Source organism: Nonomuraea sp. NPDC047529, from assembly GCF_040642995.1.
GTDB lineage: Bacteria > Actinomycetota > Actinomycetes > Streptosporangiales > Streptosporangiaceae > Nonomuraea.
This window is the reverse complement of the sequence record NZ_JBEYTJ010000016.1, coordinates 111,538-137,594: the sequence shown is the minus strand read 5'-3', so window position 1 is coordinate 137,594 and position 26,057 is coordinate 111,538. Positions and strand designations below refer to the sequence as shown.

Genomic DNA, 26,057 nt, shown 5'->3' with positions numbered 1-26,057 from the left:
GCGTCAAATCCTTCGGATGCCATTAGGGGAGCAGACGGTAAGAGATATCGCACTGTAATGATTCAACTACTTTGCGTAACATTTTGTTGTCTCGCTGTCCACCGAAGGAGATCCCCTGATGCGTCTGTCCGCTCTCGCTGCCGCCGCCTTCGCGACCGGAGCCCTCCTCGCCGGCGCCGCCCCCGGTGCCTCCGCCACCCGAGCCGCCGATGCTCTGAACCTGTGGTCCGGCCTCAACCAGACCGGCCAGGTACAGCCGGTGCCGGCCCCCGAAGAAGCAGGCTGCGTGACCGTCGACGCAGCGTTCCGAGCCCGATCGGCCGGGAACCGCAGCCAGAGGATCGCCTCGCTCTACACCAACCAGGACTGCGACGGTGAGCCGGCAGAGGTCGTGTCACCAGGCCGCCGCATCAACTTCGCGCGGCCTCTCCGGATCGAGTCGGTCGCCTTCCAGTGAGTGCTCCATGACCCGCGGGCACCCGGGCTCGACTGGTGATCACCAGTGGATCACCAGGAGGCACTGGCAGATCAGGGCGGATGAACGACGCTCTGCATCCGCTCAGCCGCAGAGAAGGCCCGTCCGAGGCGTCCGTGCCGCCCGAGCCCCAGCCCGAGCGGCCGGCGATCCCCCTCGACACCTCGTTGCCCGACGTGTGCGCGCGCCGGCCCGCGTGTCTGGCGCGGCACGTCCGGTCGGAAGGCGGGATGCGCCGGCTGCTGGGCGACCTGGCCGTCCAGTGGGGGCTGGGTTCTGCGGTCGCTGGACCCGGACGAGGTCGCGCTGGTCCTGGCCTGGCTCCTCGGCCCGTTCCGGTGGCTCGAACTGGTCTTCTGGGTGGCGGTCTGGCCCTTCCGACAGGTCCTGCGGTTGTTCGCCTGGATCGGACGGGTTCTGTCCGCGTTGAGCGATCTGTAGCGGTTGCGTCCGCGGCCGCCCGGTGGTTCGGTCATCCCTGAAGGGGATCTCCGGCGAGCTCTACCCTCCTGGGTTGAGCCGGATGTCCTCCTCGCGCCAGAGGTGGCCGCCGTACCCGACCGGCAGCGTTAGCAGGGTGAAACGTGCACTCATCATCACCGCCCTGGCCCTCGCCCTGGCCGGATGCGGCTCCACCCCGCCGCAGCGCCTGACGATCCCGAAGCCGACGGGCCCGCATCCGGTGGGGACCGTCTCGGTCCACCTGGTCGACCAGTCCCGCCCGGACCCCTGGAACGGCTCCGGCAGGAAGCGGGAGCTGATGGTCAGCCTGTGGTACCCGGCCAGGGACGCACAGGCCCACCCGGTCGCCCCCTGGATGCCGAAGGCGGCGGCGGACCGGTACCTGAAGATGAACGACCTGGAGCCGGGCTCGGTGCTGCTGGACAGGACCGACGGCCACGAGGGCGCGCCCGCCGACACGAGCCTGGGCAGACTGCCGGTCGTCCTGTACTCGCCGGGCGCCAACGCCTCGCGCGCGTACGGGACCGGCGTCGCCGAGGAGCTGGCCAGCCGGGGTTACGCGGTGGTCACCGTCGATCATCCCTATGACGCGGCGGTGGTGGAGTTCCCCGGCGGCCGCGTGGAGGCGCGCCCCGAGGTGACCGACTTCGCCAAGGCGGTCGACGTGCGGGTGGCCGACGTGCGTTTCGTCCTGGACAGCCTGCCCGCCCTGGAGGACAAACTGCCCGGACGGAACGGCAGGCCGCTCTTCGACCTCGAACGGATCGGCATGTTCGGGCACTCCCTCGGCGGCGCGGCCACCTCCTCCGCCATGTACGCCGACCCGCGGATCAAGGCCGGGCTCGGCCTGGACGGCGCCGTCTTCGGCAAGGTCGCGCAGTCCGGTCTCGACCGGCCGTACATGGTGGTCGACACCGACGGCAAGGGCGGCATGGCCACCAACCCGACGTTGCGCACCTTCTGGGACGGATTGCGGGGCTGGCGGCTCAACGTGACCGTCAAGGGGGCGGCGCACAACTCCTTCGGCGACGACGTCCTGCTCATCCCCTTGTCGGCCGGGCCGCTGGGGCTGGGGAAGGAGCAGTTGGAGGAGGTCGTCGGCACGATCCCGGCCGCGCGGGCGCTGGCCTTCCAGCGCGCCTACCCGCTCGCCTTCTTCGAGCAGACCCTGCGCGGCCGTCCGCAGGCGTTGCTGCGGGGACCGTCAGCCGCCTTCCCCGAGGTCTCCTACCGCCGCTGACGGCGCCCGCCCGCCGGCCGTGACGACGCCGCCCTCGTAGGCGGCGATGACGAGTTGCGCCCGGTCGTGCGCGGCGAGCTTGGCCAGCAGGCTGCGGACATGGGTCTTGACCGTCGCCTGCCCGATGCCGAGCCGTTCGGCGATCTGCGGGTTGGTCAGCCCGCGAGCCACCAGCAGCAGCACCTCCCGCTCCCGGCCGGACAGCCGGGTCAGCCCCGCCGCCAGCCGGGCCGGGATCCCGGCGGGCTCGCGCCGGGCGAACTCCCCGATCAGCCGCGTGGTGACCGACGGGGCCAGCAGCGCCTGGCCCTCCCCCACCACGCGCAGCGCCTCCAGCAGGTCGCCCGGCCGGGTGTCCTTCAGCAGGAAGCCGCTGGCTCCGGCCCGCAACGCCCCGTAGACGTACTCGTCGAGATCGAAGGTGGTCAGCATCACCACCCGCGTCCCGGCGGTCACCGGGTCGGCGCGGATCAGCTCGGTGGCCTTGATGCCGTCGAGGCCGGGCATGCGGACGTCCATGAGCACCAGGTCGGGACGCAGGCCGCGGGCCAGCTCCACGGCCTGCTGCCCTGTTCCGGCCTCGCCGACGGTCTCCAGGTCGGGGGCGGTGTCGATCAGCCTGCGCAGCCCGGCGCGCAGCAGCGCCTGGTCGTCGGCGACCAGCACCGTCAACGTGCTCATCGCTCGCCCGCCCTGGAGCCGCCGGGCAACGGCAGCCTCGCCCGGACGGCGAAGCCGCCCGCGGGCTCGGGTCCGGCCGAGAACGTCCCGCCGTACAGGATCACCCGCTCCCGCAGCCCCGCCAGCCCGTGGCCCCCCTGACGCGGCACGCCCCCGCGGCCGTCGTCGACGACCTCGACCACCAGCCCGCCCGCCGCCCGGACGCCGACGGCCACCCGGCAGCGGCCCGGCCCGGCGTGCTTGAGCACGTTGGTCAGCGACTCCTGCACGAGACGATGGACGACGAGCGCCGCCTCGCCGTCGAGCGTGAGGCCGGGATCGACGTCGAGCTCCACCCGTACGTCGCCGTCCGGGATCGCGGCGACCAGCTCGCGCAGCGAGTCCGGCAGGTGCGGCGGGCCGCCTTGATCCCCCGAGGCGTCGCGGAGCAGGCCGAGGAGGTCGCGCAGGTCGGCCAGCGCCTTCCGGCTGGTCTCCTCGATGATCGACAGGGCCTCGCCGGCCTCCTCAGGGTGCGTGGCGGCGACGTGGTTGGCTATGCCGGCCCGCATGGAGATCAGGGCCATGCTGTGGGCGACGACGTCGTGCACGTCACGAGCCATGCGCAGCCGTTCCGCCGTGGCCGCGGCCTGCGCCGACCGCGCGACGGCCTGTGCCGCGGACGCGCGCTGCTCCCGTACGGCGAGCCCGATCGTCCACGCCAGAGCGAGCACCGGCCAGGCGAACGCGCACGCCGAGGCCGCCTCCGCCCACGAGGGCGAGCCGACCGCGGCCCCGGCGGCGGTCACCGCAAGCGCGGCCACCAGCGCCGCCACCGCCGTCCGGCGCGCTTCCAGCAGCGCCACCGCGTGCAGCGCCACCGCCAACGGCACGAACGCCTCCTCCCACCCGGCGAGCGGCGCGAGCGCCGCCGCCACCAGGACCAGCGCGCAGACCGGCACCGGCCACCGGCGCCGCAACGCCGGCGGCAGGCAGGCCAGCGCGACCACCGGCACGACCGCGTACGACGGCACCCGGGCGGACTCCGGCACCAGCACCGCCGCCGCCGAGAACCCGGCGGCCAGGGCGACGGCCGCGAACGCGTCGACGGCGACCCAGTGTCCCGGTCGCAGCCTGCGCACGATCAAGGGACGCCGTTCGGCCATGCGCCCACCCTAGAACCCGCGGCGCCACGACGTACCGGGGGGCGCGTGGCAGAAGGGCCCTACGATCGGGGTTCGTGGACGATCAGGTGAGAACCCGCGTTGCGGCGTACGCGATCGCCGTGCAGGACGATCGGCTGCTGCTGGCTCGGTTGTCGGAGGCCTCGCCCGTCTTCACGCCAGGTCTGTGGCACCTGCCCGGCGGCGGGATCGATCCCGGCGAACAGCCCGTCGAGGCACTGGCCCGCGAACTCCGGGAGGAGACGGGCCTTGAACTGATCGAGGCCCACCTTCTCGACGCGAGGACGTACCCGGCCCGGAGGAACGGCGTGAGCTGGAGCCTGACGGCCTTGTTCTACACGGTGGCCCTCAAGGGCGGGCCGCCGACGGTGGCCGAGGTCAATGGTTCCACCGAGGCGGCGGCGTGGGTTCCTCTCGCCGACGTGCGGGACGGCACAGCGCTGTCTCCGGCGGCCGCCGACGCGCTGCTGATGCTGGCCCGCGCCGGGGTGAGGTCCACGGCCACCCGCTGAGGACCGCCGGTCCGGGGAAGGCGGCTGCGGGCTTCGGACAACAACAGATGACCGACGTCCCCACGACCGCAAGGCGTTTGCATGCATGAACCACACCTGACCGCTCACCCGGACACCGCGACGCCATCGCCGCCCTTCCCGTCGCCCAGCGGGACGTGCTGCTGCTGGTGGCGCTCGCCGGGCTCAGCTACGACGAGGTGGCCCAGGCCCTGGACGTGCCCTTCGGCACGGTGTCCTCCCGGCTCAACCGGGCCCGCAAGAAGTTACGCAAGGCGCTGGGCGACACGAATCCGCTGCTTGACGAGGGAGAGGCCGGAAAAATGAACGAAATGGATCTCGTCCGTGGCGTCTACGACGCCCCGCCTTCCCCGTCCGCGGCCACCGTGGCGGCCGCCCGTGGCCGCGTGCTGGGCCAGGACGACCGTCCGCCGGTGCGCCGGCGTCCTGCCTGGCGCATGCCGCTCGGCCTGGTGGCCGCCGCCACCCAGGTGGAGCTGCAGCAGCAGGGCCGCTACTGGTACACGCACCAGCGCACCGCCTTCGCGGCGCTCGCGCGCGGCCGTACCGGCGGGTACGTCGTGGAGGAGCGCGCCGAGTTCTTCAGCTGGACGGGACGCAGCCGTGACGACGGCACGTCCTTCTACGGCCGCGACTTCCCCGCCGAACCCCAGACCAGGGCCGACGCCGACGCCTGGCGCGCGGCGGGCTCCCCGTCGAGCTGGGAGATCCGCTCGTCGGACCGCACCAGGACGATCACGTCCAAGGCCGGCCCCTGGACGGAGGACGCCCCGGACGCCCGGAGCGGCGGCGTGTTCGACATCGGCGGCCTCGGACGCTTCACCTACCAGAAGCTGCAGAACCTGCCCACCGATCCGGAGGGCCTGCGCAAGCTCCTGTGCGAGGGCTCGATCGAGCTCGCCGACGGCCGCACCGGCATGCCCAAGCAGTGCCGGGAGCCCAAGAGCGTGCTCGAACAGGTCGTCGCGCTGCTGGCGGACACGCCCGTCCCGCCCAAGGTACGAGCCGGTCTCATGCGCCTGATCACCGACTATCCCGGCGTCCAGCGCCTGGGCGCCGTCGAGGACCCGCTCGGACGCGCCGCGGTCGGCCTCGCGGCCCCGTTCGAGAGCGCCGACGGCCGCGGGACGATCCAGCACCAGGTGCTCTTCGACCCGCGCACCGGAAAGCTGCTGGGACGCCGCGACCTCCAGCTCGCACCGGGCCCGGACAGCGAGAAGTGGCAGGTCACCGGCAAGGTCCTGGACTACTTGGCGATCGTGGACTCGGGCTGGACCGACGCCGTGCCGCCCCTCCCGAGTAGCCGGGCGGCCGGAGCACCGGCACTCTGCCCCGAGCCCGGCGGCGCCGGCAGGTCACGCACGATGACGCCGAGCCCGATGGCCCGCAGCATGCCCAGGAAGGCGTCGGCGTGGAGGAGACGGGCCTGGTGGATCGGCGGCGGCATCGCCGGCGCCCCGGTGAAGGCACCGGCCTTGACTCTCATCAGCGGTGGGCGGGCCGGGGGCCCTACCGGCGAGTGAGCACGTCGAGCCGCCGATCGATCGGGCGAACGGCCGCGTCGTCGCGATCGCGTCCGGTATCGGACATCGTCCCCGGGTGGCGCGCGACGGGGCGCGGGGCACAGAAGTGATACTCCGTCCCTTCGAAGGAAAGGGAAGTCCGTGATCACATCAGCCAGACGGCTCGCCATCGTCTCGGCCTTCGCCCTGGCCGTGGCGTCCGTGCCCGCGTCGTCCGCCTATGCGATGAGCTCATGGGTCTGCGCCAGCGGCTCCCGTACCTACCTGGGGGACGTCGTCGGCTACCACATCCTGGGTTCCGGCTGCACGGGGGCAGGGTCGGGACCCGGCTCGATCACCATCCCGGGGGGCACCTACAACTGCGCGGTCATCAACCCGACACCCCAGCTGGGCATCGTCAGCGGCCTGAACTGCTGATCCCTCCTGCAAGCGCCGGCGGCATTGACCGATTCGCCGTCTCCGCTGCTCGCTGCGGACGTTGCCGCCGGTGTACTTGCACGTGAAGGTCAAGGGGCCGCTCGCGCCGACCGGTGCTGCGACGGCACTGCCGGCCCCAGAGGCGTCACCCTCTTCCGGCCATGGCGGGAAGACGCACGTCAACGGCCACCGCCTGGACGCCGCAGTATGTGCAGGCTCAGCACCTCGCGTCCGCCGGGCCGGCGATGCGTACGCGGGCCAGGTCCTCTCCGGTGAGGACGATCCGCACGATGCCCTTGCTCGTGATCGCGTTCGACGGTGGCCTTGACCTGCGTGTTCCCGCTCAGGCCGGAACGGGGTGACGATCCCGGGCCCGGCGGGATGAACTGACTCCGACCACCGGTACGGACGGGCTTCACCGCGTGGATGAGCCCCTCGTGAAAGGAACCGACATGACCAAAGTGCTCCTTCGGACCGGAGCGGCGGCACTCGCCTCCGCGACCGTCCTGTCCCTGGTCGCCGCGTCCCCGGCGGCTGCTGGCAGCGCCTGGAACGGCTGCAACTCGGGCAACGTCTGCCTCTACGGCGGCGACCCCATCCCGAGCTACTTGAAGTACCAGACCCCTGGGGTGGTCCCGGACGGGAAGACGTTCTGGGTGATCGTCAACAACGGAAACCCCTACCCGGGCGCCGACCACGTGCGCTTCCAGTGGCGCTTCCAGGGCGCTTCGACCTGGTACTCGAAGTGCCTGCACTACCGGCCCGACGGCGGCTCCGCACTCGACCTGCGCGACGGGGCGGTGGGCGGGGTGATCAGGAACATGTACTGGGGCGGCGAGTGCTAGAAACCGCCTCCAAGCGCTGATCTCCCCCTCACCTCGTACGTCATGGCGGCGACCGTGCTCGCGTGGCGGCCGAGCCTGTGCGGATGGGCGGTCAGGCGGGCCCGGCCGGGACGCGCGGACGTCCGGCCGGGTCTTCCGTCCTTCAAGGACCTGAACCGGGTGCCGGTCGTCGATCGGACCGTGCTGCGGTTCTCACGGTCGTCTGCGTGATCACCTGCATGACTGCCTTTACACCGTAGATCAAGGAAATTTCCAGATCGGGGGGAAACATTCCGATGGGTCCGGACACGTACGGGATGTCGGACCGTTCGGAGGGGAGAAGGCAGCGTGACCCACCATGACCGCAAACAGCGCTTCGAGGTGATCTACGTTGCCCACTACGCCGACATCCTTGCCTATGTCCGACGACGTACCGACTCCCCCGAGGACGCCGGCGACGCGGCGAGGCCTGTGCCCCAACGGAACGAAGGAGGACACGGCCTCCGAGTACGTGTGGGCCCCCGGAGCCTCGCTCAACCTGCTGCCCGGCGACCGCTTCACACACAACGACCTGGCCCGCTCGTTCGCCGTCGAGGCGATCCTGGCCCAGCCGCTGGACTATCTGCGCGACGTCGTACGCGACACCGCCATCGCCTTCTCCTGGACGCCCGTCCCGCACCCCGCTCGCACCACCCCGGCGTTCGGCTTCGCCGCCGGGCACTGGGAGCTGCCCGACCAGCCACTGATCGACAAGGTCGAGCGGGAGTACGACCCGGACATCCGCGGCCTGTCGTCGGTGTCCCCGTACGCGGACTTCCTCATCGCCTACCAGTACGCCGCCTACCTGCGGGGCCCGCTCCTGGGCCTGATCCTCCTGCTGGGCGCGGGCGCCGCGGTCCGGCGTCCCCGCGTGGCGCTGCTGCCGTGGGCCGCGGCGATGGGCCTGCTGGTCGGCCCGGTCGCGGTTCTGGACTTCGACCACCGGTACGTGCTGCCCGTCATCCCCGTCGCCTGCCTGGCCGCCGCCCTCGCCTTCCGCCAGGGCGCTACGGCCTCGCTCGTCCGGCTCACCACCGGTCCCAGTGCAGCACCTGCTCGCGGGGAATGCGGGGAGCGGGCCTGAAGTCGGTGCCGAGCGTGAAGGCCAGCGGGATGAACGCCGCCAGCATGACCTCCTCGTACGGCACGCCGAGCACCCCGGCCAGCTCCCGTTCGAGCGGCGCCTGCGCGGTCGTCCACACGGTGCCGAGGCCGCGCGCCCGCGCGGCCAGCATGAAGCTCCACACCGCGGGCAGGATCGACCCCCACGTGCCCGCCTGCTCGGCCACCGGCCGGCGGTCGGTGCGGCCCTCCACGCCGGGGATGACGAACGCCGGCACCCGGTGAACGTTGGCGGCCAGATGCCGCAGGCCGTCGAAGACCCGCTCGGTGGAGCCGGCGTGGTAGCTCATGCGCCACAGGTCACGCTCGCTCAACGGCTGCCCCGCGGCCACGGCCAGCGCGCGCCGGAAGATGTCGGCCACGGCGCGGCGCTGCCCGGCCTCGGTCACGACCATGAAGTGCCAGCGCTGCCGGTTACGCCCGGTGGGCGCCTGAACGGCCAGGTCCACGCACTGCTCGATCAGCTCGCGAGGAACCGGCCGGGTGAAGTCCAGGCGCTTGCGCACGGCGCGGGTGGTGCCCAGCAGTTCGTCAGGGGTGAGGTTCAGCGTCACGACGGATCTCCTTGTCAGACGGCGGGAACGGGTGCGGGACGTCGTTCGACCGGGAACGTATGCCTGCAAATCATCTGCTGTCAAACGATTGGTGGTCAGATGAATGCGGTGTAGGCTCCTGACCGGAGCGAAAAGGAGATCGATGGCCCCCACGACCAAGAACCCCGGCCGCACGCGGGCGACGTACTTCCCGCGACTGGCGGCCGAGCGGCTGGACATCGCGCTGTGCCGGGCCTCGGCCGCCGTGGCCCGCGCCGCGGACGCCCACGCCGGCGAGGAAGGGCTCGGCGTCGGCCAGCAGCTCGTGCTCCAGATGCTCGACGCCGTCGGCCCGTGCTCCCAGCAGACGCTCAGCGAAGAGCTGCGCATCGACCGCAGCGTCATGGTCAGCGTCTGCGACGACCTCGAACAGCAGGGCCTCGTACGCAGGGAGCGCAACCCCCGCGACCGCCGCTCCTACGCCGTCACCCTCACCGACCTGGGCCGACGGCGGCTGGCCCAGGCGCAGACGTCGATCCCGGCCTTCCTCGAAGACACCTTCCAACCCCTCACACCCGACGAACGCCACCAATTGAGCACGCTCCTCGGCAAACTCCTGGGAACCGGCACCTGACGGCCTTCACCCGGGTGCGGAGTTTGTCCCTGACCCCCACGGGCAGGTCGCCCTCACGGCATGAGGTGCCGTCGGTGCACCGCATCGAGAGGGAGGGGGACCCCATGCCACTCGTCAACGTGAAGGTGATCGAGGGCGTGTTCAGCGCCACGCAGAAGGCCGAGATGGTGGCGAAGCTGACCGACGCGATCGTCGCCATCGAGGGGGAGCACATGCGCCCCCTGACCGTGGTCGTCGTCGAGGAGATCAAGGACGGCGACTGGGGTGTCGGCGGGAAGCCTGTGACGGCCGCGGAGGTCAAGGCGCTGGCCTCGGGCACGCGATCAGGATGACGCCCCTCAGCCGGTAGGCGTCACCGGTTCGGTGCGTTCGCGCAAGTTCTCCGCCGCCGAGGCCCGGCCGTCATGGGGAAGATCGTGAGGCAGTGGCAGCCCTGCTGATATGCGGGAAGTTCCTGCCATACTTTGTGATCACCGGCCCGCCGGGCCCCCAGACGAAAGGGCGAGATGAACGCACGATCGGCCCGACGGCCTCCTGCCGTCGGCATGGACGGGGCCTCGGCGACGACCAGCCCGGCAGGCGCGTCCGCCCGAAGTGGAAGGTCGTCGTGACGGAGGGGGTCGACGTTCCGGACCGGCGCGGCCGTACCGGCCTGGACCAGGCGGGACGCGACCTGACCGGCAACCCCCGGGTACGCGTGCGCGACGTGCGGCTGCTGGCCTGCAACTGGTACGTGCTGCGTGCCACCACCTTCGACTACCAGCACGCCGACGGCCACTGGAGCACCCAGCAGCGGGAGACCTACGACCGCGGCAACGGCGCGACCGTCCTGCTCTACGACCCCGCCCGCCGCACCGTCCTGCTGACCCGGCAGTTCCGCTACCCCGCCTACGTCAACGGACATCCCGACGGGATGCTCCTGGAGACCGCGGCCGGCCTGCTGGACGACGAAGCGCCGGAGGCGGCGATCCGGCGCGAGGCCGCCGAGGAGACCGGCCACACCGTCGGCGAGGTCGAACGGGTCTTCTCCGTCTACATGAGCCCGGGATCGGTCACCGAACGCCTGCACTTCTACGCCGCGCCGTACAGTGCCGCGACCCGCACCGCACAGGGTGGCGGGGTCGCCGAGGAAGGCGAGGACATCGAGGTCGTCGAGCTCGACTTCGACCACGCCCTCGACCTGATCAGGGACGGGGAGATCGCCGACGCCAAGACCATCATGCTGCTGCAGTGGGCGGCCCTGAACGGCCCCTTCTCCCCCGCCGCCGCCGGACCGTGAACCCTCGCCGACCCGATGGCTCCCATTAGGGGATAGGGCGGCAGGCAGCCGGTCGACCTGTGAGACGACATCTCGTCACGGACGATTTCGAGCCGAGTTCGTTCAGACCTCCTTGTCGACGAGACGGGCAGGTGCTGTGCAGACGTGAGCCGAGGACACCGACGCCACCCTGACCCGGCTCTGAGCGTCGATCATTCGGCGGGGCAGACTGTGCCCGGTTCTGGAAGTGTCAGGTCGGTCAGGTACCTGGTGGCGTGCCGGATCGGGCACTTCTTGCCTGACAGGTACATGACGTGACCGGGTCCGTCATAGGCGATGGCCACCGATCCCGGGATCATGTTGGTGAAGCTCTTGGTCGAGGTGTGGTCGAACCACGTGGTGCCCACCCCCAGCAAGGGCGGCAGACCCCGCGTGAGCAGCGGGCGGGATGGATTGGCGACCGGCAGTGGCCAGCCTGTGCAGCCGAGCGCGTCGATGGCCGCTCCCGCGTACTCAGGTGCGATCTTCCGCGCTCTCCTGCGGAAGTCCTCAAGCTGGGCATGGCTGGTGTATCCGCGGTCGTCCCCGCAGCTCATCACCTGTGCCCCGGGCGTTGCCGAATACCGCGCGTTGAAGAGCGCCTGATCGGCGAACCCTGACCCGTCCCCGCTCCGCGCCTTGTCCACCGCGGCCGCGAAGGTCAGCCAGTTGGCGTTCTCCGGCCCTGGGTCGAGGGGGAGGGTGGATGTCAACAGCCATCCGGTGAGCTTCCCCTTGCCGTACTGGGATGAGGTGACCGAAATCGGATGGCGGTCAGCATCCCGCAGGAGCCTGCGCCACACCGCCTCGGCGTCCTGGCCGTGCAGCGCGCAGGCGGGCGTCTCCGCGCACCAGTCGGCGAACCTGGTGAACATCCGCTGCATGACCGGCAGGCTCAGCAGCCGCTGCGCGGGCCAGCCCTCGGTCTGATTGTTCACTCCATCGAGGTACATGGCCCGGATGCGCTGGGGAAACAACCGGGCATAAGCGGCGGCCGCGGACCCGCCGATGCCGCTGGCCATGAAGCTCAGCCGCTCTTCGCCCAGCGCCTTACGGATCGCCTCGGTGTCCCTGGCGATCGACAAAGCATCCAGGTGCGCGAACAGCCCCGTCGTGTCCGCCTTCTGACACTCCTCGAACGCGTCGTTCATCGCCGCGGCCAGCGCCGCGAGCTCCTTCGCGTCGCGCGGATCGTGCAGGGAAACCCCTGGCTGCGTGCATGCCTGGGGCATGTGTGCGATCCACGTACTGGTACGCGTGTTGTGGCCGACCAGATCGAACGTGCGTCGCAGCTCGGTGAGATCCGCCGCGGAACGGGTCAGGTCCTGGATCCCGTAACCGCTGGAGATGCCCAGGACGCTGCCGAGCCGGCGTGGCGGCTCCGTGGCCGGCAACCGGGCCAGCTCCAGCGTGATCTTCCGTCCCTGCGGCTTCGCCCAGTCCACGGGGACATCGATCGCAGCGCACTGCATGCCCGCGGGTACGCCCTCGCTCTCGCAGTCCTGCCATCTCAGCGGTCCGTCATTCCCGGCAGCCGACGCCGCCGGGGCCATCCCGATCAGCACCGCCGCGGCTACGGCGATGACCGGCCACCTGCTCCCACGGCGTTCGCCGCCGTGGCGCTCACCAGGGTTCCGTGCGTGTATCGTGATCATGATCCCAGCGTGCCGTCGCGGGCGGCCGACTTCTTCCTGCCTTGAGACGGTTCCAGCAGAGGCGATCCAGGACCCCGGTCCTAGTCTGCAGGGTGACCCAAGGCCACGTAGGCGGTGATCGCGGCTCGCGGGAGAGCCCGAAGCAGCTGGACGGCCTGCACCTCGGCGCGCTGGTCGTGGCGCTGGTGACCTTCGCGCAGCTTCCCGTCCTCCCGTACTTCATCTTCAAGACGTGGACCGCGCTGGGGATCGTCCTGATGGTGGCGCTGGTGCGGGGTTGGACGCGGGCCGCGGGGCCGGGAGGGCCCGACGGTGGGGCGCGACGATGCCCGCCCGGTCGGCCCGGTGGCTGCTCGTCCCGCTGGGCGCCTGGGCGCTGCAGCTCACGCAGGTGCCGGTCTGGGAACCCGTCTGGGTCGTCGCGCGGGCCGGCGTCGAGGTGGCGGCCCTGTTGCTGGTGCTGGCCGCCACCCTGGCCGCCCGGGACGGCCGCTGGGCGCCGGCGTCCGCCGTGTACCTGCTTCCCGGCCTGGTCTACGTGGCCGAGAACCTGCTGGGGACCGGCGCCCGCGGCTTCCTGTACTGGAGCGTGCTCACCGCTCTGGTCGTGGCCTCCTTGGTGGCCGCGCGCCGGGTGCACGCCAAGGCGTGACCGCTCCGGCGAGCCGGGCGCGCGGGCCGCCCCTCCAGGTTGTGTCAGTGGTGGGGCAACTGCGGATACACCATGAGGAAGAAGATGATGAGACCCACGACGGCGAGGATGATCTGCGTCCCGAGGCTCAGCTCGTCCCCACTGCTGTTGCGCCGGGCATGCCATTCCTCGCGATCGCGTCTGCGCGCGGAATCGTCGGTGGAGCGCCGGACCATCTCGCGCTGCTGGTCTATCCTTCGCGAAGTCTCCCGCTGGTGGTCGTCGAACGGCATCTGCTCACTCCTTCCTCGGCGGGTCACGCCGCCTGAAGCCGGGCTGGTTCGGAACGTCGGCAGGGCGCTAGTCACGTCCGTATATCCGGATCCGGAAGTTCCACTGTCCGGAGTTGTCCGACAGATCGGGATCGTTGACCCCGAACAGCAGCCGGACGGGCAGGGCGTCGGTCCAGAGCAGGCATCCTCCGAACGCCGTCGCCTGCATGGGAGCGCCCACCCACCCGACCGGGTTGTTGTTGAAGCGCAGGACGGGCGAGAATTCGAACAGGTCGGGGTACGGCCAGCCGGAGGCGGCGGCCAGTCTGTCGGTGCCGTTGGGACCGTGGTCGGCGAAGAAGTAGTCCATGCGCGCCCGGCTCGCGTAGTCGGGTTCGAGGCGCAGGACGTCCCCCTGCCGTAGGAAGTTGCCCGGCGTGGCCCCCGCGGGGAAGCTGCCGAAACTGCCGTTGCCGGCGACCGCCAAGGAGGTGTCGGCCCGGTCCCGAGGCCCGGTCGCCGGCAGGTTGCGGCTGCACCTGTCCATGGGACCGGTGGTCGGGGCGGACGCCTTCCAGATCAGCACGCGGAAGGTCCAGGCGCCGCGGTTGTCGCCGGGGCCGGGGTCGTTCACGCCGAAGGAGAACCTGGCCGGGGCGTTGTCCTGGAAGACCGTGCACCGGTTGAACGCGGTCGCCTGCTGCCCGTCGCTCGTCCAGCCTGCGGGGTTGTTGTTGAAGCGCAGCACGGCCGAGTACTGGGCCAGGCCGGGGTAGGGCCATCCCTGCGGCGCGACCTGCCCGTTGCCGTCGGGGCCGACGGTCCCGCCCTCCCAGCTGTCGGGGTCCACGCGTGAACTCAGGTCCGGAACGATCTGGAACACGTCACCCGGGTCGATGATGTTGCCCGGGTCGCGGCCCACGGGAACCCCGCCGCCGCCGTTGCCCCAGACGATCAGGTGGGGGATGTCGTGGTTGGCGATCTGGCCCCCGGCGCACCGGCGCATCGCGTCGGCGGGGCCGGCGTGGGCGGGGGCCGCCGTCATCACCGTCAGCGTGGTCGTGAAGAGCAGCGCGGCTCCCGCCAGGCGTGCGCCGAGACGGGTCGTTCCTCGCTTCATGCGGGCTCCTTTCGTACGGGACGCCCTCACTGTCCCGCCGGTCAGCCATGCCGATGAATACGAAGAAGTGCGTACTTCTCATTCGTTGTGCCAGATGGTAATCGTTCATGCACAATGCGTCCATGACGTCTTTGTTCAGGGGGGACGGCCGACGCATTCACGACCTGGCGATGGACATCCTCACCACGAGGGAGCCGGTCCGGGTCTGGCCCCTGCTGATGGAACGGCTGACGAAGGACCTGCCCGGAGACCTGGCCGTCCTCATCGACCTGGACTGGGCGGCGGGCACCGGGCACGCGCTGACCGGTTCGCCCGACTGGCTGCACCAGGCGCCGCTGGACGCCCTCATCCGCTCCCACATGCGCGCGCACCCGCTGCTGCGCCACTACGCCCGCACCGGGGACCGCACGCCGCTGGCCATGGACGACGTCGCCGACGGCCGCTGGTGGAACAGCGAGGCCTACCGCGCCGGCCGGGCGGCGATCGGCATCGACCGCCAGCTCGCCCTGCCGTTGGACTCGCCGCCCGGTCAGGTCCGCGGCGTCATCATGAGCCGCGAGGGCACCGGCTACAGCGAACGGGACCTCGAATACGCCGGGCTCGCGCGTTCGCTCCTCGACACGGTCGAGGCGCACGAGAGGGCCGTCTTCCGCCTGCCCGCGCTCGCCGACCCGGCCGAGTACCGGATCACCCTGCGGGAGATGGCGGTCCTGGCGCTGCTGAACGAAGGGCTGACCGCGTACGCCATCGGCCGCCGGCTCACCATCAAGGAGGCGACGGTGAACAAGCACAAGGAGAACCTCTACCGCAAGCTCGGCGCGCACGACCGGGTGAGTGCGCTGCGCAAGGCCCGCTCGCTCGACCTCCTCCCGCCGGACGCCTGAGGGGGGCACTCGCCCGTCAGCAGGAGGCGCGATCACCGTCGTGCCGTCCCACCGGGTTCCGGAGCCCGGGACGAGGGGCCGGAGAGGCTGCTTCCACGCACGTTCTCCGTCCGGGGAAGCAGCCCCGTCGGGTCAGCCGGCCGGGTGGTCCGTCGCGGGGTTCTCGTCGAGGCGCCGGCACTCCTCGAAGACGGCGAACGCCTCGGCGGCGGCCGGCAGCGAGGCGATGACGAGACGGCGGGCGTGCCGCAGGTCGATCCTTCCTCCTACTTGGTTCCCCAGCCGGGCGAATGGCAGGCCGGACCGTTCGGGCCGGTGGTGCACGGCTGGCTACCGGTCGCGTGGGCCGGCAGGGACACTGCCCCCACGAAGGCGGCGGCCAGCAGTGCGGCGGTGAGTGCGGGACGAAGACGGGTCAACATGGACTCCTGCGGTGAGGTCGCGGCGTACGCGAGGTGCGGGTCCTGCATCTGCGGCGGCCACCGAATGCCCCGATGGTCTCCGAGGCCGCACTGCCGATTGTCGACCGGTCACCAGGGGCCGGGCTCCTCCCACAGGGCGGTCATCGCGGCCAGAGGGAGGACCCGTCCCCCGCCGGACGGAGGACGGCCCTCGCTCGCACCACTCCCGGCGAGCCCCTCACCGCGACCGGAGGCGGGCCCGCCCGGCTCCGGCCGCCTCCGCGGCGGCGCCCGGCGGCGACTCCGGCGCCCCGTCGAGGAGTGACCGCACGACCGGCAGCGTGTCGCGCCGGCTGTGCTCCACGTGGGCGAAGGCCAGCGCGGCGGCCAGCTCCGCCTGACCGGACGAGATCGCCCGGTAGAGCTCGGCGTGCTCGTGGTGGAAGTTGACCTGGTCGCTCTCGGGCACGATGTAGAAGAGCCGGTTGACCCGTCCGAGGATGGGCGCCATGAGGTCCTGCAGCAGCTGGTTGTCCGACAGCGTCAGGATCGCGGCGTGGAAGCGCGAGTTGGTGGCCGACAGCAGCACGCCGTCGTTGGCGTCGACGGCCCGCTCCGCCTCGTCGAGGATCTCCCGGAGGATCTCGGCGGACGTGCCGCGCGCGCACTGCTCGGCGGCGAGCCGGGTGGCGAGCACCTCCAGCGAGCCGCGCACGTCGTAGAGCTCGTTCACGTCGCGCACCGTCAGCGAGGCGACCACCGCGCCGCGGCGGGGCACGCTGCGGATGAACCCCTCGCTCTCCAGCCGCGGGAACGCCTCGCGGATGGGGATGCGGGAGATGCCGAGCTCTTCGGCGACCGTCCGCTCGCGGATGCGCGCGCCCGGTTTGTAGGTGCCGTCGATGATCCGCTCGCGCACCCACTCGTAGGCCAGCTGGTCGAGGGAGGGCCCGAGTGTGTCGAGCGGTTCCCCCTCGGCGGCGGCCCGTCGTTCTTGCTCTGGAATGGACACCCTCAACCTCCGCGCTCAGGAGATCCATTCTAGGCGTGGCCGGGCGCGGTCCGTATAGTCCCCGGCTCACCGCGATCTCCAGTTTGGTATACAACAACGTCGTAACGGACCTCAAGAACCGTGACAAACGGGATTGCGTCTGCGACTGTGTATGCCAATAGGCGGGGCTGAGAGGATCGACGTGAGTCAGACGACCCTTCGGAACGGGCGCCTCCGAGACGGCGGCCCAGTCGACATCGAGATCGCGGACGCGGTCATCCGGGAGATCCGGCCGGCCGGATCCCGCCCTGTCACCGGGCCGTCCGAGGACCTCGGGGGGCGGCTGGTCCTCCCGCCGTTCGTCAACGGTCACGCCCACCTGGACAAGACCTTCTTCGGCGGGGACTGGCAGCCGCACGTCCCCGGCGGCGGCATCCGGGAGCGCATCGAGGACGAGAAGGCCCGCCGCGCCGCACTCGTCCACACCGCCGAGGAGCGGGCGTTCGCCCTCGCCCGCACGATGGTCGAGTTCGGCACCGGCACGTTACGCGCCCACGTCGACATCGACCCGGACGTCGGGCTCGCCGGGCTGGAGCGCATGCTGCGCCTCCGCCAGGCGTTCGCCGGCCACCTGGACGTGCAGATCGTCGCCTTCCCGCAGAGCGGGATCGTCTCGGCGCCGGGCGTGGCGGACCTGCTGGAGGAGGCCATGCGCCTGGGCGCGGACGTCGTCGGCGGGCTGGACCCCGGCTCCATCGACGGCGACCTCGACGGCCACCTCGACGCGGTCTTCGCGCTGGCGGCCCGCCACGACGCCGGCATCGACATCCACCTGCACGAGGACGGGCCCGCGGCGCTCGCCGAGTACCGGGCGATCGCCGATCGCGTCGCCGCGTACGGGATGCGGGGCTCGGTGGCGCTCAGCCACGCCTACGGGCTGGGCCGGCTGGGCGAGCGCGACTTCGGCGAGATCGCCGGCGTGCTCGCCGAACAACGAATATCGATCATGACCAACGGGCCCACCGGCCCCGTCCCGCCCGTGCTCGCACTCGTGCGGCACGGCGTCAACGTCTTCTCCGGAACCGACAACATCCGCGACAGCTGGTGGCCGTTCGGCTCCGGGGACCCTCTGGACCTGGCGCGAACCGTGGCGCACAGGAACAGCCTGCTCACCGACCCCGAGCTCGACCTCGCGCTCGGCCTCGTGACCGACCGCGCGGCGGCCGCGCTGGGCCTGCCGGACCACGGCCTGCGCGCCGGCGGCCCGGCCGACCTCGTCGTGGTCGGCGCGCGCGGCGCGGCCGAAGCCGTCGCCGACCCGCCCCCGGCCCGCGACGTGCTCCGCGCCGGCCGGTGGGTCTCGCGGCGCTCCCTCTCCACCCGATCGGACCTCCCCCGGTCCTCCGTCGAGACCTCTGCACCATCCCCCCAGCACATCTGAGAGAGGAACCCGACATGAAAGGTCGCGCAACGAAGCGAGCCATTCTCGCGGCCCTGTGCGTAACGGCTGCACCGGCGCTCGCGTCGTGCGGGCTGTCGGCGCCCACGGCGAACGGCGGCACGGCAGCAACGAAGTCGGAGACCATCGTGGCCGCCGGCCAGGCCTCGCTCGAAACCCTCGACCCCCTGCAGTCGTCGAACGCCGACAACGACATCTTCATCGACGCCTTCTACGACCGCCTGGTCGGATTCGACTCCGCGTCGAAGATGATCCCGAAGCTGGCCACCGCCTGGGAGTTCAACTCCGACGCCACGGCCGTCACCCTCACGCTCCGCGACGACGTCGTCTTCCACTCCGGCAACACGTTCACCGCCGAGGACGTGAAGTACACCCTGGACCGGGCCAAGAAGCTCGCCTCGGGCAGCGACGCCTTCATCCCCGCCTACGCCTCCGCCAAGGTCGTCGACGACACCCACGTGACGATCTCGCTGACCCGGCCGAGCGCGAGCTTCCTGTCGGGGCTCAGCTACCTCTACATCGTCGACTCCAAGCTCGTCCGGAGCAACGAGGGCGCCGACGACGGCCAGCAGTGGCTGGCCACGCACGACGCGGGGTCGGGGCCGTACACCCTGGGCGGGTACAAGGCGAACCAGGAGGTGAGCCTGTCCCGGTTCGGCAAGTACTGGGCGATGGACGACCGCCGCCCGCATAACGTCGTGCTGCGCATGATCAACGAGAGCAGCCTGCTCAGGGACGAGCTCCTCACCGGCAACGTCGATCTCGGCTGGGGCCTGGCTCCCCTGGACGTCAAGCAGCTCGACGGCAAGTCCGGGCTGGAGGGCTACTCGATGCCCTCGACGCGCGTGACCCTGGGCTGGCTGAACACGCAGGGCAAGGTCACCGGCGACCGCCGCGTGCGCGAGGCGATCCAGCTCGCCTACGACTACGAGGGGCACATCAAGACCGCGTTGCAGGGCTCCGGGGAGATCGCCAGGAGCGTCGTCCCCCGTGGCATGGACTGCGTGCACGAAGGTCCGCAGCCGACCCGGGACGTGGCCCGGGCCAAGCATCTGCTCGGTGAGGCGGGCGCGGCCGGGGCCACGGTGACGATCGCCTACGACCCGGCCGTCCCGGAGTTCAAGCTCGCCGGGACGCTGCTGGAGAACAGCCTGCGCGAGATCGGGCTCGTGGTGAAGGTCAAGACGGCGACCTTCCCCCAGTACATGCAGCTGATCTCCAGCGCGGCCACGACCCCGGACGTCGCGATCGCCTGGGACTTCGCCCCGTACCCGGATGCGGGCGCCGTCCTGGACCGTAGCTGGAACTCCAAGGGGATCGGCCAGACGAACCCCTCGCGGTACGACAACGCGCAGGTCGACCGCCTTCTTGAGGCGGCCTCCACCGCCAAGGACCCGGCCGCGGCCTGCGAGGCCGTCGTGGGCGTGCAGAAGCAGATCCTGGACGACCGCGCCGCGCTGTACATCGCCTGGCCGACGGTGAACGGCGCCAGGAACGGCAAGGTGGCGAAGATCCCGTACACACCCACGAGTCCAACGTTCGACGTCAGTCAGCTGATGCTGGCGAAGTGACCGGACGGTCGCTGATGTTCGTCTTCGTGCTCCGACGTATCGGTCTGGCGTTGCTGTCCGCCTGGGGCGTCGCGACGATCGTGTTCCTCATGACGAAGCTGATCCCGGGCGACCCCGCTCGGGTGGCCGCGGGCCGCTTCGCCTCTGGCGAGCAGGTCGAGCAGGTACGCCACGCCATGGGACTCGACCAGCCCCTGTTCGCCCAGTACGGCACCTACCTCGCCCGCGCCGCCGCCGGCGACCTGGGCACCTCCGCCTACACCCACCAGGGAGTGACCGGCGACCTGGCCGCGGCGCTCCCCAACACCGTCCAGCTCGTCCTGGCCGGAATGTTGATCACCGTGCTGGTGGCGGTCCCGCTGGGGGTCGCCGCGGCGGTCTCGCAGGGGCGGGCGGCGGACGTGGCCGCCCGGATCATCCTCGTCCTGGCCGGCGGGGTCCCGATCTTCTGGTTCGCCATCATGCTGCGCTGGACGCTCGGGTTCCTGCTCGGCTGGTTCCCGCTCTCCGGCACCAACGCCGTGGGCCTGGCGCCGCCCGACGTGACCGGGTTCACCGTGCTCGACTCGCTCCTGTTCGGCGACGTCGCCAACGTGCTGGACTCGCTCGCCCACCTCGTCCTTCCCGCCCTGGCGCTGAGCGTTCCGTTCGTCGCCACGCTGGCGCGGAACGTGCGGTCGAACATGATCACCGCTCTGGGCTCCGACTACATCGACTTCGCGGTGTCGAAGGGCGTCCCGCGCGGGCAGGTGATCGTGCGGCACGCGCTCCGCTCCGCCATGGGCTCGACGCTGACGCTCTTCGGCATGCAGTTCGGTTGGATGGTCAGTGCTTCCGTGCTGGTGGAGGCGGTGTTCTCGTTCCCGGGGGTCGGCAGCTACCTCTACAAGGCGATCGTGAACAACGACACCTTCGCCGTGCTCGGCGCGGTGCTCATCGTCGGCGTCGTGTTCATCGTCTCCTCGGCGGTCGTCGATCTGCTGCAGATGCTGCTCGACCCCCGGGTGCGGACCAACCATCTGAGAGCCGCCTGATGACCGGAATCGAACTGTCCACGGCCACGGTCGGCCGGAGCATCGGCGGCGGGTTCCGCCGGCTCCTGGGCCGGCGCGTCGCCCTCGTCGACCGCCTCGCGTTCGTCGCCGTCGCGCTGCTGCTGCTGTTCGGCGCGGTCGGCCCGCTCGTCACGCCGTTCTCGCCGTACGAGGTCGACCCGGCACGGGCGCTCCTGGCCCCCGGCGCCGGTCACCTCCTCGGGACCGACGACGCCGGCCGCGACGTGCTCTCCCGCATCCTCGCCGGCGCGGGGACGACGCTGCTGGCGGCCGTGGGCATCGTGGTGCTGTCGATGATCGTCGGCGTTCTCGTCGCGAGCGTCGCCACGCTGCTGCCGCGCTGGGCCGACGAAGCGATCATGCGCGTGTGCGACATCTTCATGTCCGTGCCCTCGCTCGTGCTCGCCCTCGGCCTGGCCGCCGCGATCGGCCCGTCGCTCACCTCGATCGTCATCGCGATGGTCGCCGCCTCCTGGCCGGGCACGGCCCGGCTGGTGCGGGGCATCCTGCGCGAGACGATGTGCGGTTCGTACGTCGAGGCCGCCCAGGTGCTCGGGGTCTCGCGGCTGCGGCTGATGCTCCGGCACGCGCTGCCCAACTCGATGGACGCGGTGTACGTCCAGGCGAGCATGGAGATCTCCGGCACCATCGTGATGATGGCGGGCCTGGCCTTCCTCGGCGTCGGCGCGCCCCCGCCGAGCCCCGACTGGGGATCGCTGGTCGCCCAGGGACAGCAGTTCATCACCAGCGCGTGGTGGGTGGCGCTGTTCCCCGGCATCGCGATCACGATCTCCGCCATCGCCTTCGGCCTCGTCGGCGACGCCGTGCGCGGCCTCGTCGACCCGTCCTCCAGGAGGGCCCGATGACCGGGCCGGCGGCCGAGCCCGTGCTCAGCATCGACAACCTCAGCGTGCGCGTGCCCGAACGGGCGCGCATCGGCGCGGGCACGGGCGACCTCACGGTCGTCGACGGGCTCACCCTGTCGATCTGCCCGGGCGAGCGCGTCGCGCTGGTCGGCGAGTCCGGCTCCGGCAAGTCGATCACCGCCCGCGCCGTCCTGCAGCTGGACCGCTCGCTCAGCTACGACGGCTCGATCCGGTGGGACGGCACCGAGCTGCTCGGCGCCGGCGAGCGCCGGATGCGGCGCATCCGCGGGAGCGAGATCTCGATGATCTTCCAGGATCCGATGACCGCGCTCAACCCCGTCCTGACGATCGGGCAGCAGGTGGCCGAGCCGCTCGTCGTGCGCGGCGTCCCGCGCCGCGAGGCGCTGCGGCGCGCGGCCGACATGCTCGACCGGCTCGGCGTGCCGAAGGCCGAGGAGCGGCTGAGGGCCTATCCGGGCCAGTTCTCCGGCGGCATGCGGCAGCGGGTCGTGATGGCCGCCGCCCTCGTCGCCGAGCCGCGCCTGCTCATCGCCGACGAACCGACGACGGCCCTGGACGTACGGGTCCAGGAGCAGGTGCTCGACCTCATCGAGACGATGTCACGCGAGATGAGCCTGTCGGTGCTGTTCATCACGCACGACCTCGCGATCGTCGCCGGGCTGGCCCACCGCGTCGCGGTGATGTACCGGGGCCGCCTCGTGGAGTGCCGGCCCGTCGACGAGCTGTTCGAGAACCCGGAACACCCGTACACCCGCGGGCTGATCGGCTCGATCCCCCGCCTCGACGCCGACCCGGACGTCCGGCTGCGGACGGTCGAGGACTTCATGGCGATGGAAGGGCCCACGGCATGAGCAGAGTGTTGTTCCAGGTCGACGGCCTCTCCAAGCGGTTCGGCTCCGGCCGCCGCGCACACCAGGCGCTGGACGACGTGAGCTTCGAGATCGCCGAGGGCGAGATCGTCGGCCTCGTCGGCGAATCCGGGTCGGGCAAGTCGACGATCATCCGCTGCCTGATCGGCCTCGAACGGGAGGACTCGGGCAGCATCCGCTACGACGGCATCGATCCGGCCCGGCCGGGCCGCGGCGAGCTGCACCGCTACCGCCGCGAGGTGCAGATGGTCTTCCAGGACCCGTACTCCAGCCTCGACCCGCGGATGACCGTGAAGCAGCTGCTGGAGGAGCCGATGCTCGTCATGGGCGGCTTCTCGGCCCGCCACCGGATGGAACGCATCCTCGACCTGCTGCACCTGGTCGGGCTGGACGCCGAGCATCTGGGCCGCTATCCGAGGGACTTCTCCGGCGGCCAGCGGCAGCGCATCGCCATCGTGCGCGCGCTGGTGGTCGGGCCGCGCGTGCTGCTGTGCGACGAGCCGGTCTCCGCGCTCGACGTCTCGGTGCAGGCCCAGGTGCTCAACCTGCTCAAGGACATGCAGAAGCAGCTCGACCTGACCGTGCTCTTCGTCTCCCACGACCTCGCGGTCGTGAAGTACCTGTGCAGCCGCATCGTCGTGCTCCATCACGGCCGCGTCGTCGACTCCGGCAGCGTGGCCGAGATCTACGACAGCCCGCGCGCCGACTACACGCGCGCGCTGCTGGAGGCCGTGCCCGTCCCCGACCCCGGGTACGAGCGCAGCCGGCGGGAGCTGCGCAGGCAGCGGGCGGAGGCGGCGCGATGACCCGGATCGGCGCCGACGTCACGTTCTCCGGCGGCTCCTCCCGGCTGGGCGCGGACCCGTTCGCGACCCTCGACGCCGTGGCGGAGCTCGGGTTCGAGGGCATCCTGGTGCGCACGGCCGACGAAGCCTTCCCCGGCCTCGACCGGGACGTGATCGGCGCGTTCGCCCGCGCGGCCCGGGACCGCGGCATGTTCGTCCAGCTCGGGCTGGGCAAGGTCAACCCGTACATGACCGCGGAGCTGCCGGGCGTGCGGGATCTCGGCGGCGGCAGCTATCTGGCCGGCATGGAACGGCTGATCCGCCTGTGCGCCGAGCACGGCTGGACCGAGGCCTGGACGGCCACCGGCGGCTTCAAGGACTACCCGGGGCTGCTCGCCTTCGACCGGTTCCGCACCGACGTGGACTGGGCCGACCAGCTCGACGCGACCGGCGACTTCCTGCTCGCGCTCGCGCCGGTGCTCAGGGAGCACGGCGTGCGGCTCAACGTCGAGACCCACGAGGAGATCACGACCTTCGAGATCCTGCGCCTGATCGACCGGGTCGGGGACGACGTGGTCGGCGTCTGCCTCGACCCGGCGAACCTGGCCGTCCGCGGCGAGCTCGCCGGGCCGGCCGTCGAGCGGGTGGCGGCGTACACCCACATGACGCATCTGCGCGACGCGATCCTCGCCGACGCCGGGGAGGGGCTCTCCCGGTTCCTCATGCCGATCGGCCAGGGGATGACCGACTGGCCGCACCTGCTCGGCACGCTGCTGCGCGCGCAGCCGGACATCGACCTCGTCGTCGAGGGCGTCGGCGGCACGCGGGCGGAGATGTCGCTGCTGCCCGGCGACCCGCGGTGGTGGCCGGCCCATCCCGACATGACCCGGGCCGACCTGGCGGCGCTGCGGTCGCTCGCGGCCCTGCACACGGCCAACGCCGCCGCCGGCGTCTGGCCGGACCTCGGCGAGCTGCGCGGCCGCGGCCCGGAACTGCGCGCGTTCCTCGGCGAGTCGCTCACCGAGCTGCGCGCGCTCCTCGACTCCCTCGACCTCCCCAGCTCAACCCTCGCCAGTGAAGGAGAAGGCACCACATGCACGAACCCGAGGTCCTGAACGGCCTGGCCTCCGCCGTCGCCTGCGACGTGGTGTACCCGGGCCGGCCGGGGTACGAGTCGCTGCGCCGCGTCTGGAACGCCGACATCGACCGGCGTCCGGCGGCGATCGTGCGCTGCACCCGCACGGCCGACGTCGCGGACGCGCTGCGCTGGTGCGTCGAGAACGCCTTCCCGCTGACCGTCCGGGGCGGCGGGCACAACCTCGCCGGGACCAGCGTCGCGGACGGCAGCGTGCTGATCGACACCGGCCTGATGCGCTCGGTCTCCATCGACACGCAGGCGCGGACGATCACCGTGGGCGCCGGCTGCCGCTGGGGGGACGTGGACCGCGCGGCCGAGCCGTACGACATCGCGCTGCCGGCCGGCGTCGTCTCCCACACCGGCGTCGCCGGTCTCACCCTCGGCGGCGGCATGGGCTACCTGTCGCGCATGTTCGGCTCCACCGTCGACTTCCTGCGCGAGGTGGAACTCGTCACCGCCGACGGCCAGGTGCGCCGCGTCGACGCCGACAGCGACCCCGACCTGTTCTGGGCGCTCAAGGGCGCCGGGCACAACTTCGGGATCGCGACCGAGTTCGTCTTCGATTACGTCGACCTCCCCGGCCTCGCGACCGTGCGCCTGGCCCTCTACCCGGCGCGGGCGCGCAAGGAGGTGCTGCGGCTGTTCCGCGAGCAGGGCCCGGCGATGCCGGACAACGTCGGCACGTACGTGCGGCTCTACCGCAGCCCGGAGTACTGGTCGCAACTGCCGCGCGAACACCGCGGCGAGCCGATCGTCTCGGTGGCGACCGTCACCTACGGCGACCCCGCCGACGAACCGGCGCTCAGCGCGCCGATGTTCCGGACCGGCGAGCCGATCTACCAGACGGTCCGCTCCATCCCGCACGTGACGCTGCAACACGCCACCGACGACGAGTTCCGCTACGGCATCGCGCACTACTGGCGGCACGTCGCCTTCGGCGAGCTCCCCGACGAGCTGCTCGACCTGGCCATCGAGCACGTCGACGCCTACCCCGGGCGTTCGCTCAACTCCAGCTCGTTCATCACGCACCAGACGATGTGCCCGTTCGAGCTGATCGCCGGCCGGCTCACCCCGCGCGACCACGCCAACGACTCCACCTCGGGCATCCACTCCCGCTGGGCGGGCAACATCGGCGCCGACTGGGAGCACCCGGACGAGCGGGCGGAGCTGGTGGCGTGGGTCAAGCGGTTCTCGGCCGCCGTCTCGGAGTGGGAGAACGGCAGCTACGTCAACTTCACCTCCGAGCAGGAGGACGAGGGCGGCGCCCGCGAGATCTACGGCCCCAAGTACGACCGGCTGGTGGAGCTGAAGCGCCGCTACGACCCGTTGAACGTGTTCGCCAACGGCCTCGTCGACCTGCGGCCCGCCGGCGCCGGCCGCTCGGCTGCGAAGTGACGCG

Annotated in this window: 27 protein-coding genes and 1 pseudogene; 20 read left to right on the top strand and 8 right to left on the bottom strand. The window is 71.4% G+C overall.

Annotated features, from left to right (window positions below):
• Positions 1 to 118 precede the first annotated feature (118 nt).
• Together ABZ815_RS25285 and ABZ815_RS25280 are read left to right on the top strand one after the other, a co-directional pair.
• On the top strand, positions 119 to 457 hold the full coding sequence (locus tag ABZ815_RS25285) for a peptidase inhibitor family I36 protein (RefSeq protein ID WP_357701895.1): 339 nt from the start codon (positions 119 to 121) through the stop codon (positions 455 to 457).
• A gap of 595 nt (positions 458 to 1,052) precedes the next feature.
• On the top strand, positions 1,053 to 2,177 hold the full coding sequence (locus tag ABZ815_RS25280; protein WP_357701892.1) for a lipase: 1,125 nt from the start codon (positions 1,053 to 1,055) through the stop codon (positions 2,175 to 2,177).
• Here ABZ815_RS25280 and ABZ815_RS25275 read toward each other — a convergent pair.
• On the bottom strand, positions 2,142 to 2,858 hold the full coding sequence (locus tag ABZ815_RS25275) for a response regulator transcription factor (RefSeq protein WP_357701890.1): 717 nt from the start codon (positions 2,856 to 2,858) through the stop codon (positions 2,142 to 2,144). The genes ABZ815_RS25280 and ABZ815_RS25275 overlap by 36 nt on opposite strands.
• Positions 2,855 to 4,003: a histidine kinase gene (locus tag ABZ815_RS25270; protein ID WP_357701887.1), complete on the bottom strand. Its 1,149-nt coding sequence runs from the start codon at positions 4,001 to 4,003 to the stop codon at positions 2,855 to 2,857. The genes ABZ815_RS25275 and ABZ815_RS25270 overlap by 4 nt, the downstream gene beginning before the upstream one ends.
• A gap of 86 nt (positions 4,004 to 4,089) precedes the next feature.
• On the opposite strand from ABZ815_RS25270, the gene ABZ815_RS25265 reads away from it, so the two are divergent.
• The 5 genes and pseudogenes from ABZ815_RS25265 to ABZ815_RS25245 all read left to right on the top strand — a co-directional run bounded on the left by ABZ815_RS25265 (position 4,090) and on the right by ABZ815_RS25245 (position 8,438).
• Entirely contained in the window at positions 4,090 to 4,533 is a 444-nt protein-coding gene (locus tag ABZ815_RS25265; RefSeq protein WP_357701885.1) for an NUDIX domain-containing protein, read from the top strand.
• A gap of 122 nt (positions 4,534 to 4,655) precedes the next feature.
• Positions 4,656 to 4,832, top strand: a pseudogene (locus tag ABZ815_RS25260) (sigma-70 family RNA polymerase sigma factor); the annotation flags it as partial.
• 1,383 nt (positions 4,833 to 6,215) lie between these two features.
• Positions 6,216 to 6,491 (top strand): hypothetical protein, encoded by a 276-nt coding sequence (locus ABZ815_RS25255; RefSeq protein WP_357701883.1) that lies wholly within the window; start codon positions 6,216 to 6,218, stop codon positions 6,489 to 6,491.
• A gap of 452 nt (positions 6,492 to 6,943) precedes the next feature.
• Positions 6,944 to 7,336: a hypothetical protein gene (locus tag ABZ815_RS25250; RefSeq protein WP_357701881.1), complete on the top strand. Its 393-nt coding sequence runs from the start codon at positions 6,944 to 6,946 to the stop codon at positions 7,334 to 7,336.
• A gap of 397 nt (positions 7,337 to 7,733) precedes the next feature.
• Positions 7,734 to 8,438: a hypothetical protein gene (locus tag ABZ815_RS25245; RefSeq protein ID WP_357701879.1), complete on the top strand. Its 705-nt coding sequence runs from the start codon at positions 7,734 to 7,736 to the stop codon at positions 8,436 to 8,438.
• Here the strand turns inward: ABZ815_RS25245 and ABZ815_RS25240 are convergent.
• Complete coding sequence (locus ABZ815_RS25240; RefSeq protein ID WP_357701876.1) at positions 8,383 to 9,030, bottom strand: nitroreductase family protein; 648 nt, start codon at positions 9,028 to 9,030, stop codon at positions 8,383 to 8,385. The genes ABZ815_RS25245 and ABZ815_RS25240 overlap by 56 nt on opposite strands.
• 142 nt (positions 9,031 to 9,172) lie before the next feature.
• Between ABZ815_RS25240 and ABZ815_RS25235 the strand changes: the two genes are divergently transcribed.
• From ABZ815_RS25235 to ABZ815_RS25225, 3 genes are all read left to right on the top strand, one after another.
• Positions 9,173 to 9,643, top strand: coding sequence for a MarR family winged helix-turn-helix transcriptional regulator (locus ABZ815_RS25235; protein WP_357701874.1), 471 nt, complete (start codon positions 9,173 to 9,175; stop codon positions 9,641 to 9,643).
• A gap of 104 nt (positions 9,644 to 9,747) precedes the next feature.
• Entirely contained in the window at positions 9,748 to 9,975 is a 228-nt protein-coding gene (locus ABZ815_RS25230; RefSeq protein WP_357701873.1) for a 4-oxalocrotonate tautomerase family protein, read from the top strand.
• Positions 9,976 to 10,250: 275 nt separating this feature from the next.
• Complete coding sequence (locus tag ABZ815_RS25225) at positions 10,251 to 10,922, top strand: NUDIX domain-containing protein (protein WP_357701870.1); 672 nt, start codon at positions 10,251 to 10,253, stop codon at positions 10,920 to 10,922.
• Between the two features lie 191 nt (positions 10,923 to 11,113).
• Here the strand turns inward: ABZ815_RS25225 and ABZ815_RS25220 are convergent, their stop codons facing one another.
• Positions 11,114 to 12,595: an alpha/beta fold hydrolase gene (locus tag ABZ815_RS25220; protein ID WP_357701868.1), complete on the bottom strand. Its 1,482-nt coding sequence runs from the start codon at positions 12,593 to 12,595 to the stop codon at positions 11,114 to 11,116.
• A gap of 325 nt (positions 12,596 to 12,920) precedes the next feature.
• Here ABZ815_RS25220 and ABZ815_RS25215 point away from each other — a divergent pair, with 325 nt between their 5' ends.
• On the top strand, positions 12,921 to 13,247 hold the full coding sequence (locus tag ABZ815_RS25215; protein WP_357701865.1) for a hypothetical protein: 327 nt from the start codon (positions 12,921 to 12,923) through the stop codon (positions 13,245 to 13,247).
• A gap of 44 nt (positions 13,248 to 13,291) precedes the next feature.
• Here ABZ815_RS25215 and ABZ815_RS25210 read toward each other — a convergent pair whose 3' ends face one another.
• Together ABZ815_RS25210 and ABZ815_RS25205 are read right to left on the bottom strand one after the other, a co-directional pair.
• The gene (locus ABZ815_RS25210) at positions 13,292 to 13,519 is read right to left on the bottom strand and encodes a hypothetical protein (protein WP_357701863.1); all 228 of its coding nucleotides are present in this window, start codon (positions 13,517 to 13,519) and stop codon (positions 13,292 to 13,294) included.
• A 67-nt stretch (positions 13,520 to 13,586) separates the two neighbouring features.
• The gene (locus ABZ815_RS25205) at positions 13,587 to 14,618 is read right to left on the bottom strand and encodes a hypothetical protein (RefSeq protein WP_357701861.1); all 1,032 of its coding nucleotides are present in this window, start codon (positions 14,616 to 14,618) and stop codon (positions 13,587 to 13,589) included.
• A 122-nt stretch (positions 14,619 to 14,740) separates the two neighbouring features.
• On the opposite strand from ABZ815_RS25205, the gene ABZ815_RS25200 reads away from it, so the two are divergent.
• Complete coding sequence (locus ABZ815_RS25200; protein ID WP_357701859.1) at positions 14,741 to 15,502, top strand: helix-turn-helix domain-containing protein; 762 nt, start codon at positions 14,741 to 14,743, stop codon at positions 15,500 to 15,502.
• 132 nt (positions 15,503 to 15,634) lie between these two features.
• Here the strand turns inward: ABZ815_RS25200 and ABZ815_RS25195 are convergent, their stop codons facing one another.
• Both ABZ815_RS25195 and ABZ815_RS25190 read right to left on the bottom strand, forming a co-directional pair.
• The gene (locus ABZ815_RS25195) at positions 15,635 to 15,826 is read right to left on the bottom strand and encodes a hypothetical protein (protein WP_357701857.1); all 192 of its coding nucleotides are present in this window, start codon (positions 15,824 to 15,826) and stop codon (positions 15,635 to 15,637) included.
• A gap of 315 nt (positions 15,827 to 16,141) precedes the next feature.
• Entirely contained in the window at positions 16,142 to 16,915 is a 774-nt protein-coding gene (locus ABZ815_RS25190) for a GntR family transcriptional regulator (protein WP_357701855.1), read from the bottom strand.
• Between the two features lie 181 nt (positions 16,916 to 17,096).
• On the opposite strand from ABZ815_RS25190, the gene ABZ815_RS25185 reads away from it, so the two are divergent.
• The 8 genes from ABZ815_RS25185 to ABZ815_RS25150 are packed head-to-tail and all read left to right on the top strand — an operon-like array spanning position 17,097 to position 26,053.
• Complete coding sequence (locus ABZ815_RS25185; protein WP_357701853.1) at positions 17,097 to 18,335, top strand: amidohydrolase; 1,239 nt, start codon at positions 17,097 to 17,099, stop codon at positions 18,333 to 18,335.
• 14 nt (positions 18,336 to 18,349) lie between these two features.
• Complete coding sequence (locus ABZ815_RS25180) at positions 18,350 to 19,924, top strand: ABC transporter substrate-binding protein (RefSeq protein ID WP_357701851.1); 1,575 nt, start codon at positions 18,350 to 18,352, stop codon at positions 19,922 to 19,924.
• Positions 19,921 to 20,958: an ABC transporter permease gene (locus ABZ815_RS25175; RefSeq protein ID WP_357701849.1), complete on the top strand. Its 1,038-nt coding sequence runs from the start codon at positions 19,921 to 19,923 to the stop codon at positions 20,956 to 20,958. Before ABZ815_RS25180 ends, ABZ815_RS25175 begins: the two co-directional genes overlap by 4 nt.
• Positions 20,958 to 21,845 carry an ABC transporter permease gene (locus tag ABZ815_RS25170; protein WP_357701847.1) on the top strand — a complete coding sequence of 296 codons (888 nt, stop codon included), beginning with the start codon at positions 20,958 to 20,960 and terminating at the stop codon, positions 21,843 to 21,845. Before ABZ815_RS25175 ends, ABZ815_RS25170 begins: the two co-directional genes overlap by 1 nt.
• On the top strand, positions 21,842 to 22,717 hold the full coding sequence (locus ABZ815_RS25165; RefSeq protein WP_357701844.1) for an ABC transporter ATP-binding protein: 876 nt from the start codon (positions 21,842 to 21,844) through the stop codon (positions 22,715 to 22,717). The genes ABZ815_RS25170 and ABZ815_RS25165 overlap by 4 nt, the downstream gene beginning before the upstream one ends.
• Entirely contained in the window at positions 22,714 to 23,541 is an 828-nt protein-coding gene (locus tag ABZ815_RS25160) for an ATP-binding cassette domain-containing protein (RefSeq protein WP_357701841.1), read from the top strand. The genes ABZ815_RS25165 and ABZ815_RS25160 overlap by 4 nt, the downstream gene beginning before the upstream one ends.
• A complete protein-coding gene (locus ABZ815_RS25155; protein WP_357701839.1) occupies positions 23,538 to 24,635 on the top strand; it encodes a sugar phosphate isomerase/epimerase family protein in 1,098 nt (365 codons plus the stop codon). The genes ABZ815_RS25160 and ABZ815_RS25155 overlap by 4 nt, the downstream gene beginning before the upstream one ends.
• A complete protein-coding gene (locus ABZ815_RS25150; RefSeq protein WP_357701838.1) occupies positions 24,614 to 26,053 on the top strand; it encodes an FAD-binding oxidoreductase in 1,440 nt (479 codons plus the stop codon). The genes ABZ815_RS25155 and ABZ815_RS25150 overlap by 22 nt, the downstream gene beginning before the upstream one ends.
• The last annotated feature ends 4 nt before the right edge of the window (positions 26,054 to 26,057 follow it).